The organism is Clostridium porci (genome assembly GCF_009696375.1).
Classification (GTDB): domain Bacteria; phylum Bacillota; class Clostridia; order Lachnospirales; family Lachnospiraceae; genus Enterocloster; species Enterocloster porci.
The window spans coordinates 109,856-121,911 of the sequence record NZ_VUMD01000002.1; the positions used below are offsets into that span (position 1 = coordinate 109,856).

Consider the following 12,056-nt stretch of genomic DNA (forward strand, 5'->3'; position numbering starts at 1 on the left):
ATTTAAGCAACAAATGAGGGAGGGATGTGTTATGCACGCATGGGAAGCAATTCAAAGAGCAGTCAACTATATTGAAGAAAATTTGCAGGAAGAAATTAGTACAGAAATGTTAGCCGAAATGGTTTCATTGTCACCGTTTTATTTCCAAAGACTGTTTAAGCGGTTGGTAAATAAGCCTGTACAGGAATATATTAAGCTGCGCCGTCTATCGAAAGCCATTACTCAACTTAACACAAATGACCGGCGAATTTTAGATATTTCCTTAGAGTATGGTTTTTCCAGTCACGCTAACTTTACGCGAGCTTTCAAGGAAACCTTCGGCATTACGCCGGAAGAATACAAAAAGACACATCCAATGCTGAATACGGTTATCAAGCCGGAAATCTCTATGAATTATGTTTTGATTGACGAAGGCGTACCTCTCGTTATTGATGATATTGTTTTAGAAATTCATAGAGAAAAATTAGCTTCCGCAGAAAGCTATATCGGGTTAGTGGCTGATGTTAAAATTGCAACACAAACGCCTGTTGGCCAAAGCACAGGAATCGATGTTCCCGGACAACTTTGGACACGTTTTCACAAAGAAAAAGCTGAACTTGCTGAATCTGTTAATCCTGCCGTAGAATTAGGCATGTCATATATGGCAGACTCCGAAAAAGGTATCTTTAAGTATTTTGCGGGTGTACTTTTACAGGGGAAATTCAGCAGTACAAATGATTTCATTACACAAGAATTACCTGCTGGAAATTACATTATTTGTAAAATTGAAGCCGAAGATTTTGAAAAACTTGTGACGGAAGCATTAGACAAAGCGGGTAAATATTTTTTTGGCACCTGGCTCCCCAATCATTGTCTAACTTTTGAACCATTCTCTGCTGAAAAATACTACACAGATTGCGATTGTGGGAATTGTATGGAGATATGGGTAAAAATCTTAGATTAGAAAAAACATAGATAGCATTTTCAGATTGAATAAAGAGCCGGAATGGGACAAGGAAACGGAGCTCAGGGAAAAGTGTAGCTTTTATGAAAAGGAAGCTGTCAATTCCGGTGGTTGATACGCGAATAGAAACATCAGATTTCTATATTACTCTATGAAAGTATTATACTGTGCCGTGGCTGTTTTGGGTTTTTATCCGCAAGATCTTTTAAGCAGCGGGCAGAGCGTTTGGGGATTACATCCCTCGGAGCCATTCTACCCACACGGAATAGTATTTCCCTAAAATATGAGAGCCGTCTGTAGAGTAACTGGCATTGAGGCTTCCCGTTTCATCATCAAAGATTTCATTCACATCTATATAATAGCAAGCATTGTTTTCTGCGATTTTTTTAATTTCATTGTTTAAAAAATCGATGTTCTCATTGTTGTAAATGGGGCTCTGAGCAGACTTTTCTTGTGTGACATGGAGGTTGGCCTCCAGCACGATTGCAGCGTCGGGCTGACGCAGCTTTATGGCATCTACTACGGACTGATACTGCACAACCGTTTGATGGCTGCCATAGCCCAGTTCATTGATACCGAGCATTAAGTATATGGTATGAAATTGTTTTTGAGCCAGTACTTGTTCCAGGGATTTTTTGCTTCCGTCCTTTCCCCTTACCTTCGCGTCAAACAGATTGAACACGCTCATTCCCGAATTAGCGAATACTTCGGCATTTCGCAGGTCTCCATATTCGGAGAGACCTACGGTTCGAGAGTCTCCAATAAACAACACATCGGTAAAGTCCGGAATTATAGCAATGCTGTAATCTGAGGTATCGCGGGCGCCATTTGAGGATTCTGGCATTTCACCAGAAACGGTTGAATTGGGAATTGATGCTTGGGGATTATTAGTTATATGGGCAGGAGAAGCTTCTTTCGATTCTGGAGCCTTCTCATTGCTGACAGAAAGAGCTGTATTTTCTTTCGTTGTCTCCGGCATCTGGTTGCCGTCTGCTTGAATGTAATTGTGCTCATCTGAACCTGTAAGGGAAACGGTGATATGCTTTCCAAGCTGTAAGCTATATCCGGCTGCCTGGTTCATGGCTTTAGCGAGAGCATTTGGAATGAAAGCAGGCATTATAGGAATTGCAGCTGATATGGAAAGGCTGAATATAAATAAAATAGTATACCAATATCGTTTCATGTTTTCATTCTCCTAAGTTTAAAATCTAAAATATAAAAAGGGATCATCAGCGCCCATTTTCATGAAATAAACACATAGCCAAAAAATAACCAACAGGAGTACCGCTGTTATAAACGAATTTTTATATAAGTCATAGATCTTTCTTGGTATACTGGTTATAAAAATCAACCCTGCCGCCAGTGATAGAAAGTATAGCTTCCCGTATTTGAGAAAGTCACCAGCATAATACATAAAATGCTGATTTGGTGACATGAACGGGAACAGGCGCAGGAAGTATACCAACATCTGTTTCAGATCTGAAACTGCAAAAATCAGCCAGGTCACAGGTATTGCAAACAGCATATATAAATGGCCAATGACTGGAAAGCCATGGAAAAGCTTGATTAACCCTAGTTTTTCTGCTGAGATTAGAATGAACAGGATAAAACCCCATAGAATGAAATTCCAACTGGCGCCATGCCAGAAGCCGGTTAAAAGCCAGACAATTAGCATATTTCGAAATGTAAGCAGGCTTCCCATTCGATTGCCTCCATTAGGAATATAGATGTATTCTCTAAACCAACTGCCAAGGGTCATATGCCATTTTCTCCAAAACTCCGTCATGGATAAGGCCATATAAGGATGATGAAAATTGTCCGGTAGGTGAAAACCCATGAGCTTACCCAGACCTTGTGCCATTAAGGAATATCCATAGAAATCAAAATAGATTTGAAAGCTATATGCAGCCAGCCCCAGCCAGGCCAGCGGGGTAGAAATGCTTTCATAGCCGATTGCAGTTACTTCACTCCACAGCCTGCCAACTTGATTTGCAAGCAATACCTTAAATCCTAAGCCTATGGTAAATTCACGCAGACCCTCCTCTATATTTAAAAGCGTATGTTTGCGCCTGCTGATTTGCTTTTGTATAGAAGCATAGGTGACAATCGGTCCGGCAATTAATTGCGGAAACATATTAATGTACATTCCAAAATCGATAAAAGAGGTTTCACAAGGAATATCTCTGCGGTAAACATCTGTCAGGTAAGAGATTGCCTGAAAGGTATAAAAGCTGATACCGATTGGGAGCGTAATATGATAGACTGGAAGCGCGTATCTGAAACCGAACTGTTGAAGCAGCAAATTTATATTCTCTGTAAAAAAAGCAGCGTATTTAAATAGAAGCAACCAGAATAAATTATATATTATTCCGATGATCAGCCAGCTTGCCCGTCGTGTTTTCCACCTTCGCCTTCCCAGGCAGATTCCTATTTTGTAGTTAACAAGAATCGAAAAAAATAATAAAAAAAGATACCCGGGATGATCCTGTACTCCATAAAAATAGAATAAAAGACTGCCGGCAAAAAGACAAAGGTTTTTCCATTTGCCTGGACTTATGTAATAAAGCGTTAGAAATATAGGTAAAAAATGGAAGATAAATTTGAGACTACTGAAAACCATTTTTGATTCTCCTGCTAAGTGAATAGTTTCATTCATTGCCTATATATTAGACGATTGATATGATAAAAAAGTTGCAGTTGAACCTTTGTGTCTGCGGTGGCAGATAGCAGAACGTGCAACTGTGCCAATAGAAACAAACCCATGGAGAATCAGTGCCGCCGCTTCAAGCAAATGTAACGCTTTTCAATTAAAATCGTGGATGTTTCATCAAGTGTCAGTTCACTCACAGCCTCAGATACATTGAAAAACGGGATTGCGGATGTTGGCAAGAGCGCCATCTGCAATCTCTAAAAAAGACATACCTTTTCCGAAGAAGGAAACGGTCACGAATGTAGGTACTGATGATTTTGCATTTCGTAAAAGATACACCTATGGCACAATCATGGTCGATATTAAAACTTACTGGATGATCGATCTTCTTCGTTCGAGAGAGATTGATTACCTGCTTTTTTAAACGTTTCAGTGTTCATATGGATGAGGCTGCTTAAAGGTAATTGCCCTAATATACCTGTGCTGAAAATACGTTCAGCACAGGCGTATTTTAAGGGCGGCTCTTAGGATCTGGCAGGAGCCTTGCTGGGTTTCTCCTCAATAAAGGGCAGAAAGATCTCGCAAATATAGGCCTTTTCCGGGGCTGGAACAGAAACTCCGAAAACTTCCTCTGCATAAACAAGATGACGTTCAAGAATACCCATCAAAGCGGAGTGTTGATTGATAAATGCTTTCAGGTGAGAGTATTTTAGTGGCTCTCCTTTTATAACTCGTTCCAGCATGTGGGCGCTGTGGAAAATAAATTTCAGGGCAATCTCATCGGAATAGCTGAGATAAAGCTCAGACAGAATTTTATTTAATACGTTCAGAAGCGTGTCGGCGGCCTTGCCGGGGTTTAAAAACGTCAAAGATGGAGAAAGTACTTCGTGGATGATACGATTCAGGAACGAAGTGGTAACAGCACAAGACTGAGATGGAGCCGTAGTTTCGTCTCCTGAAGCCTCCGACATCAGTTCAATGAGAGAGCAGTGCTTATAAGCTGACTTTTCGACCATATGGAGCATGAGAGGCATGGAGGCGCCGGCTATATGCTCCGTTCGGATACCGGTGAGTTGATTCAAGTGGTGGTGCAGGTCTGTGAAGGGTGACATATCAGTAAAAATAATCAGACCAGCATTGTGGTCAGAGGAACGGGTGATGGCAGCCGCCTGTTCTAAAACCTGTTCCAGCGTCACAGAGGGGGTTAAGTCAATGCTGTGCACCAGGGGAAGTTGTACTGCATTGTTTAAAAATGATGCAATCCCTGAGGAGACTCCCTGGCCGTGAAAGATTGCGATAAAATGGACATTGCCGTTAGCAGTCCAGTTAACGGACAGATACAGATACATTGTAATGAAGCACAGCTCAGAGTCCGGAAGCGGCTTTCCTCCAGACTCTTCCAGCAAAGCTTTCAACTTACGGGCTTCTGCGTATTCCTTTGGATAGGCGCGCCGTATATCATTCAGGCTGGGTGGAGACGAAGAGTTTGGAATACATGTATCCTGACGTTTCAGAACGTTATGGAGATGGAGCAAAAGACCGTAATACAGGCGTGGGTTTTCCAAAGCGCGTTTATAGTTGGGAGAAGCCTCCAGCACACGGTCTACAGCCTGGCATAGAAAATCCGGGAAAGAGGCCCGGAGCTGTTCCATACTGTGGGACTGTGTAATACGCATGCGGTTGACGCAGCGGTTTATGTAACCTCCTACATCGGATATTTTCAGTGGCTCTGATGAGATGGGGAGCTTAGGATAGCCTAAAAAGTCTTCCGGAGCCACATCTTGATATATGGGAAGCTCCGGCTGTCCTTCTGGGGTGAAAGTCACATATGCTCCCTGCAGGCAGCTCAGGAGTTTTTGAATCTGCAGTACCTTTTCTTCTCTAGGGAGCGGCGTGGCTGTAACGGTGCAGGGGAGGTGGTGATAACTGATTTCAACAGAGGATGAGGCGTGACTGCCGGTTAGGTACTCCAGATATGCCAGAGAACAGATGCCCTTAACACAGCTTTTGAGCTCACCTATCTGTCCGGGATAAGAGGCATGAAGAAGGCAGGATAGCACATCCTGGTGAATACGCAGGGGAAGTTGAAGGCGTCTGGATTCCCGGCCGAACAAAAGTGTCAGATGCTCCAGCAGCTCTGCGGGGCCGCGATTTGCCAGATCGGGCAAGGGGATCAGCATTGGCATATTTCGCACAAAGCGCTCAATAGAAGGTGAGCCGGCAGGTTCCGTGGTGGTGGCTATGATCATAGCCTCGCCTTCCCGTACCATAGATGCTTCTCCCATGCGGCAAAATGTATTTTTCTCGATCAGAGTAGTTAGAAGCTCCTGAACTTTAGCGGAAAGCCTGTGAACTCCGTTCAGGCAGAGAATACCCCCCTTGGCCTGTTCAATGAGGCCTTGTTTCCCCTTTTCGGCGCCTGGAAGAAAATTTTTGCTATAACCGAAAATTTGGGCCATAAGAAGGTGAGGGGATTTTGAGAAATCCTGACAGTTCAGCAGGACAAATTTGCCGTCGGGGGAGAGACGGCCGCATTTTTTTGCGTACGCGTACATGGCTTTTGAAAAACACAGCTTTCCGATTCCCTCTTTGCCTGTTATCAATGTATGAATACCATGAGGAGGGTAGAGGACAGCTGCCTTGGCTTGCTGCACCGCGCGCTTCATGCTTCCGCTGCTTCCGATCATAGATTCCAGACTGTCTGCTGGACGTTCGTTAGAGATCTGGATGGCATTTTGGGAAGCTAGATAGTCTTCCAGGCGCTCCCCGCATGGAATGGTACTGGGGAAAAATACACGGGGGAAGGAGGTTGCCAGGGCTTCCCGGTGAAGAAACAAAGTGGGTTTGCCCAGACATTTGATCACAAGTCCCTGGCGGTATAGGCGGTTTAGCTCTCTTGATACATTTGTTCGATCCAGATTGGCTGCTGAGGCAAGGCCGGAAGCAGTTAGGCCTGTGATGTTTATGAAATTATTCTCTGCCGCCCGGAGCGTGTTTTCACGGATGAGTTCCAGAACCCGGTCAAGACGTCGAGGTGCGCTTTGATTCATAGTTCGTTCCTTTCCAAATAGTGTCAAAACAGCGTGATTATATAAATATAATAATACACATTAGATAAAATAGCAAATGGGATATATAATACAACTAAAATAACAATAAAATATAAAGAAATATTAAAAAATATAACAATAAATATAGGAAAAATCATATATTTGTGTGTTGTAAAAATGAATGCAGGTAATTTAAATGAACGGCAGCCTGGACAATGTGTGTTATTATTGGTGGAAAAGTTGATAAATCCATCCTAAGTATGTTAATTTCAAAAGCCCATATAGTGAAATAGATCTGGTTTTAACAGGAAAATAGATTTGACACACATTTGTGACAAAACAAAAAAGTGAAAAGTTTTACAGAAAAAAATGGACGTGATATATTCAGCGTAAGGCTAGAAAGGAGGTAGTTGAATGTATCGGGTATTGCTGTTGAGCCATGGAGAGCTGGCCCGGGAGCTTCTGCGGACTGTAGAGATGGTGATTGGAGGTCAGCCTGAGCAGGAGGTGGCGGCATTGCCGCTTCAGCCTGAGCAGGATATGAATGAGTACTACCGGGCGGTGGATGGGTTTGTGAAGGAATCCGGAGCTTGGGGGGGATGTATGGTCTTTACGGATATTGCAGGTGGAAGCCCTTTTATTACATCTGCAAAGGTGTACAGAAAGCGGGCCGGAACGATTAAAATGGATATCATCACAGGAATGAATCTTCCAATGGTGGTTGAGGCAGTCTCAAACCGGGGAAGCAATGATCTGGACGAGGCGCGGATAAGGGCGCTTCGAAATGGAATTGAGGGTATTCACGCATTTTCTTCCAAGCTACAGGATGTAGTGCGGGAGGAATAGATAGCAGAGCTAGGCTTGCAGAAGGGAAGGATTAGAAATGAAAATTGCGATGTGCAGAGTAGATGAACGTCTGGTACACGGGCAGGTGATTGCGTCCTGGTCCAAGATACTGAGTATAAAACAGATTCTGGTAATAGATGATCAGATGGCAAAGGATAGCTTTATGGGGACTGTTTTGGCTATGGCCGCTCCCTCTGGGGTTAAGGTGGAGCTGATCTGCGTAGACGAAGCGGTTCGCCGTATTAAGAAGGAGGGAGGGCAGGAAGGGGTGAATACCATGCTTCTGTTTAAAGTGCCGCAGTACGCGCTGGCTCTTGTGGAAAAGGGGATTGGGATAAAGGAGCTGAATATTGGAAATATGGGTGCAGGACCGTCCCGAAAGGCAATTTCGCGCAACGTATATGCCTCTCAAGCTGAGGTGGATATTTTTAAGAAGCTGCTGAATATGGGAATTAAGGTATACCTTCAGATGGTTCAGCAGGAGAGCCGGGTGGATATTGCTGCAAAACTGTAAACACAAAATCTATTATAGGAGGAGTGGGGATTATGCAACTGTTTCACGCATTGATTATTGCATTGCTTACATGGCTGGCAGCTACGGCGTTTCCAATGTGGCTCAGATGGTCCATGTATTTTGGCGCGCCGCTGGTAGCTGGCTTGGTGAATGGAATTCTTTTGGGGGATCTGACCTATGGGCTGCAGTGTGGAGGTACGATTATGATGGCCTATATTGGGCTGGTGGCTATCGGAGGCTCTCTTCCTTCTGACCTTTCGCTGGCCGGTTATCTGGGGGTGTATATGACGATGGCATCCCAAGCAGATCCATCGGTGGGGCTTCCCATTGCGGTATCTCTGGGCTTTCTAGGAATTCTTTGCTCCAACGCAAAGATGGCGCTGAATCCCATATGGGTTCATAAGGCCGATCAATATGCAGCTGAGGGAAATGACAAGGGAGTTGTCATGATGAACCGGTTGGCATCACAAATCGTACCCTTTATCACATATTTTCTTCCGGCTTTTTTTTGCGTTCTGTTCGGAGCTCCCTTTATGGACAAGATGCTGGCTATAGTGCCGGAGCAGGTGATTGGTATCCTTAAGCTGATCGGAGCCATGATTCCTGCTTTGGGTCTCGCTATGCTGATGAATATGATGAATAAGTGCTCTACAATTCCTTTCTTTTTTATAGGATTTGTACTTGCGGCGTATCTGAAGCTAGATATTATAGCCCTGGCAATTCTGGGAGCTGCCTTTGGCATGCTGCATCTGCTGTATACAAGAGGAAGGAGGATAGAAGAAAATGACTGAGGAAAAAAGAATTATTTTGGATAAGAAAACGCTTCGCCAGTCGTGGTGGAATTGGACCTGCTGGGGACAGATCTGCTATAACTTTGAGCGTATGATGGGGCTGGGATTCTGCCATTCTATGATCCCGATTTTAAAAAAGCTATACCCGGATGACAAGGTTAAAATGGCTGAGGGGATGAGCCGCCATCTGACCTATTATAATACAGAGAATACCTGGGGCTGCCTGATTCCCGGAATCGTAGCTGCTATGGAAGAAGAGAGGGCGAATGGAGCAGATGTGGAGGACGATGCGATCAGCAACATCAAAACTGCTTTAATGGGGCCCTTGGCCGGAGTGGGGGACGCCATTACTCAGGGTATAGTAAAGGTAATACTTCTGGCCATTGGCATTGACCTGGCTATGGAGGGTAATCCTCTGGGGCCATTGCTGTTTGTGCTTATATTTTCAGTGTATGCGCTGGGGGTTGGTTATACCTGTTATATGACTGGATATAAGATGGGGAAAAATGCGGTTGTGAAAATTCTGAGCGGAGGTCTAATCAAGGAGATTACGGAAGGCTGCGGTGCAATGGGAATGATGGTGCTGGGAGGGTTGGTGGCCACAAAAATTGGTATTACGACCCAGCTGTCCTTCACACTGGGAGAAAAGGTAACAGAAGTGCAGGCCCTTTTGGATCAGATTATACCCGCTTTACTGCCGCTGGTGCTGTTCTTTGGTGTGTATGGGCTTCTTAGAAGGGGTATCACACCTATGAAAACCATGGGAATGATATTTTTGGCGGGTATTGTATTGTCTCTCACAGGGGTTTTGGGTTGAGAGCCAACTTGGAATGGAGGAAAATGTATGATGATGGAACAGCATGAGAAAATATTTGGAACGAAAAAGCCTTTGATTGGTTGCCTGCACATGGCAGCTTTGCCTGGAAGCTATTATGCGGCCCCTTCTATGACGTACAGAGATCAGATTAGACGTCTGAAGGAGGACGCCAAGATTCTGATGGAGGAGGGATTTGATGCCTGTGTATTTGCGAATGAGGGTGACCGGCCTTATCTCTCTCAAGTAGGGCCAGAAACGATTGCTTCCTATGTACGGATTGCTGCGGAGGTAGCGGCGGATTTAACGATCCCATATGGCTGTGGGGTTTTGATTGATCCCATTGCTACATTGGCCGTGGCTAAGGCCATTGATGCGAAATACGTGCGTACTTATGTGACCGGGACATACAACGGACTGTTTGGCTGGCAGACCTTTAACCCTGGTGAGATTTTTCGCTATCAAAAGCAAATAGGTGCGGAACATGTGCGTGTGTACACTTACTTTGAGCCTCATGCGGGTACCAGCATGGATAAGAGACTGGTGGAGGAGCAGATCGACGGTGCGCTCATGAACCTGCCCATAGCTGGAGTTCTGATAGGAGGGTCCAGGGCGGGGCTGCCGCCTAAGGCTGCTGCATTGGGAAGCGTAAAGTCCCGGTTCCCGGATATGCCTTTGATTTTAGGAAGCGGCGGGCGTGTAGACAATATAAAGGAGCTTCTGGAATTTGCGGATGGTGTGATTATCGGCACCAGCATAAAAAAAGACGGGATTCTCTGGAATCAGATTGATCCGGTTCGGGCGGCTGCCTTTGTGAAGGCGGCCCGTGAGTTTACATAAAAGGAGATGCCGGAATCGCAGAAAATATGTTGACATAATATATTGACATATAATTAATAAAGGTGTACAGTAAATATAAATTTAAAATATTGATGTACAGGGGGGCAAGCATATGGCTTCAGATGACAAAAAACAAAAAGGGCTTCAGAAAAGCCTGGCACTGATTTTTGTTTATACAGTAGCGACGGGCTCTATCTTTACATATGTCAGCTACTGGGATTCCGTATTCTTTAATTATTGCGGCGCGGGTACGTTTCTTGCGTTTGCGCTTATGACACTGGCGATTTTGCCGATTGCACTTGTGTACAGCGAAATATCACCGCTTTTCCATACGGCCGGAGGAGAGCTGATCTACAATACTGTGGGTTTTAACAAGCATATAGGCTTTCTGGCTTCGTGGCTGATTATGGCGGCATGGATATCCGTTCCTCCGGCAGTTGTTATGGCGGTAGCCACCTTTATCAGCCATACCTTCGGGCTGGGGCTGACCTTTGGCACGACTATGCTGATTGGCGTCCTGATTTTGGTGCTTGTGTTTATTATGAGCATGCAGGATATACAGTTTCTGGTGAAGGCGCAGGCGACCTGCCTGTTCGCCAATATCGTTACAACTGTGATTACAGGTATGCTTCTGCTGTTCTCCGGTCACTGGAGTATTTCCAATATGGCAAATTTGTTTCAGACGAGTTTGGAACCCTCCGGCGGTTTTCCTGGCTGGGTGATTGGTATGGCTCTTTTGATCACTCCATTTTTCGGCTTTGAGACGGTTCCCCAGATGGTTGAGGAGGGAGACTTTCCTACCTCTAATACGAAAAAGGCAATCTGCGGCTCTGTGCTTACCTGCGGGGCTATCTACACCTTTTTCTTCTTCTGCGTAGCCGGTCTGGATTCCTTTTCCAATCTGCTGTCGGAAGATGCTCAGAATGGCTTTATGACCATTACCGCAATGAAGAACATACTTGGATGGAGCGTATGGCCGCTGATTTACGGGTGCATTTCGATTTTAATGGGCATGACGGCCTCAATCCTGGGCTTTTGGATGTCTACTGTAAGAATGATGTATTCCATGGGAAAGAAGAATTTCCTGCCGGAAATATTCACCAGGGTGAACAAGCATCAGCAGCCCATACTGCCTAATATTTTTCTTTTAGGAATCAGTCTTGCATTTATCCTTTTGCAGAATGCAACCACCTTTATGAACGACTTCTTTAATCTTATGTCCTTTGGATGTGCATGCGCCTACGCTCTGACAATGGTTTCCGCAGTCCGTATCCGCCACAAGCACCCGGAGTGGTATGCAAATAACAGGAACGTTGTTAAGGGAGGAGATTTCACCCGTATATTGGCTATGGCCATCATGATTGTGATTGCATTCTTCTGTACGCTTGGACAGGGCAGAGGCTCATGGATTTCCTTTGGAGTATATATGGGTGTAGGGGCGGCAATCTGGCTGTGGATGGCAGCGGTAAGATGGAAGAAGTCAAAGGTTATGATTGAGACACCGGATGGAGAAAAGGAATTTTAAAATAAGTGGAAGCGGCCGGGAATTTATCAGATTCTTGGCTGCATGGAAATTTTCAATAAGCCAAAGATGGGAAAGCGCTTGGA

The 12,056-nt window shown here is 44.7% G+C and carries 10 protein-coding genes; 7 read left to right on the forward strand and 3 right to left on the reverse strand.

Features of this window, described 5'->3' with window-relative positions:
- Positions 1–31: 31 nt before the first annotated feature.
- Positions 32–943 carry an AraC family transcriptional regulator gene (locus FYJ39_RS02765; protein ID WP_154470933.1) on the forward strand — a complete coding sequence of 304 codons (912 nt, stop codon included), beginning with the start codon at positions 32–34 and terminating at the stop codon, positions 941–943.
- Positions 944–1,175: 232 nt separating this feature from the next.
- Here the strand turns inward: FYJ39_RS02765 and FYJ39_RS02770 are convergent, their stop codons facing one another.
- The 3 genes from FYJ39_RS02770 to FYJ39_RS02780 form a co-directional block, all read right to left on the reverse strand.
- Positions 1,176–2,126, reverse strand: a complete 951-nt coding sequence (locus FYJ39_RS02770) for a GDSL-type esterase/lipase family protein (protein WP_154470934.1) — start codon at positions 2,124–2,126, stop codon at positions 1,176–1,178.
- A gap of 18 nt (positions 2,127–2,144) precedes the next feature.
- The gene (locus FYJ39_RS02775) at positions 2,145–3,563 is read right to left on the reverse strand and encodes an MBOAT family O-acyltransferase (protein ID WP_154470935.1); all 1,419 of its coding nucleotides are present in this window, start codon (positions 3,561–3,563) and stop codon (positions 2,145–2,147) included.
- Between the two features lie 554 nt (positions 3,564–4,117).
- Positions 4,118–6,643, reverse strand: a complete 2,526-nt coding sequence (locus FYJ39_RS02780; protein WP_154470936.1) for a sigma 54-interacting transcriptional regulator — start codon at positions 6,641–6,643, stop codon at positions 4,118–4,120.
- Positions 6,644–7,057: 414 nt separating this feature from the next.
- Here FYJ39_RS02780 and FYJ39_RS02785 point away from each other — a divergent pair, with 414 nt between their 5' ends.
- The 6 genes from FYJ39_RS02785 (at position 7,058) to FYJ39_RS02810 (ending at position 11,973) form a co-directional block, all read left to right on the forward strand.
- Positions 7,058–7,489: a PTS sugar transporter subunit IIA gene (locus tag FYJ39_RS02785; RefSeq protein WP_154470937.1), complete on the forward strand. Its 432-nt coding sequence runs from the start codon at positions 7,058–7,060 to the stop codon at positions 7,487–7,489.
- A gap of 37 nt (positions 7,490–7,526) precedes the next feature.
- Positions 7,527–8,003, forward strand: a complete 477-nt coding sequence (locus FYJ39_RS02790) for a PTS system mannose/fructose/N-acetylgalactosamine-transporter subunit IIB (RefSeq protein ID WP_154470938.1) — start codon at positions 7,527–7,529, stop codon at positions 8,001–8,003.
- 32 nt (positions 8,004–8,035) lie between these two features.
- Positions 8,036–8,794: a PTS mannose/fructose/sorbose/N-acetylgalactosamine transporter subunit IIC gene (locus tag FYJ39_RS02795; RefSeq protein WP_154470939.1), complete on the forward strand. Its 759-nt coding sequence runs from the start codon at positions 8,036–8,038 to the stop codon at positions 8,792–8,794.
- Positions 8,787–9,611 carry a PTS system mannose/fructose/sorbose family transporter subunit IID gene (locus tag FYJ39_RS02800; RefSeq protein ID WP_154470940.1) on the forward strand — a complete coding sequence of 275 codons (825 nt, stop codon included), beginning with the start codon at positions 8,787–8,789 and terminating at the stop codon, positions 9,609–9,611. The genes FYJ39_RS02795 and FYJ39_RS02800 overlap by 8 nt, the downstream gene beginning before the upstream one ends.
- Before the next feature lie 27 nt (positions 9,612–9,638).
- A complete protein-coding gene (locus FYJ39_RS02805; protein WP_154470941.1) occupies positions 9,639–10,448 on the forward strand; it encodes a BtpA/SgcQ family protein in 810 nt (269 codons plus the stop codon).
- A gap of 112 nt (positions 10,449–10,560) precedes the next feature.
- The gene (locus FYJ39_RS02810) at positions 10,561–11,973 is read left to right on the forward strand and encodes an APC family permease (protein ID WP_154470942.1); all 1,413 of its coding nucleotides are present in this window, start codon (positions 10,561–10,563) and stop codon (positions 11,971–11,973) included.
- Positions 11,974–12,056 lie beyond the last annotated feature (83 nt).

What these genes read in the sequence shown, in the direction of transcription:
- FYJ39_RS02795 (WP_154470939.1), top strand. Translation starts at nt 8,036, where the DNA reads ATGCAACTGTTTCACGCATTGATTATTGCATTGCTTACATGGCTGGCA.
- FYJ39_RS02775 (WP_154470935.1), bottom strand. Translation starts at nt 3,563, where the DNA reads ATGGTTTTCAGTAGTCTCAAATTTATCTTCCATTTTTTACCTATATTT.
- FYJ39_RS02780 (WP_154470936.1), bottom strand. Translation starts at nt 6,643, where the DNA reads ATGAATCAAAGCGCACCTCGACGTCTTGACCGGGTTCTGGAACTCATC.
- FYJ39_RS02785 (WP_154470937.1), top strand. Translation starts at nt 7,058, where the DNA reads ATGTATCGGGTATTGCTGTTGAGCCATGGAGAGCTGGCCCGGGAGCTT.
- FYJ39_RS02790 (WP_154470938.1), top strand. Translation starts at nt 7,527, where the DNA reads ATGAAAATTGCGATGTGCAGAGTAGATGAACGTCTGGTACACGGGCAG.
- FYJ39_RS02805 (WP_154470941.1), top strand. Translation starts at nt 9,639, where the DNA reads ATGATGATGGAACAGCATGAGAAAATATTTGGAACGAAAAAGCCTTTG.
- FYJ39_RS02800 (WP_154470940.1), top strand. Translation starts at nt 8,787, where the DNA reads ATGACTGAGGAAAAAAGAATTATTTTGGATAAGAAAACGCTTCGCCAG.
- FYJ39_RS02770 (WP_154470934.1), bottom strand. Translation starts at nt 2,126, where the DNA reads ATGAAACGATATTGGTATACTATTTTATTTATATTCAGCCTTTCCATA.
- FYJ39_RS02810 (WP_154470942.1), top strand. Translation starts at nt 10,561, where the DNA reads ATGGCTTCAGATGACAAAAAACAAAAAGGGCTTCAGAAAAGCCTGGCA.
- FYJ39_RS02765 (WP_154470933.1), top strand. Translation starts at nt 32, where the DNA reads ATGCACGCATGGGAAGCAATTCAAAGAGCAGTCAACTATATTGAAGAA.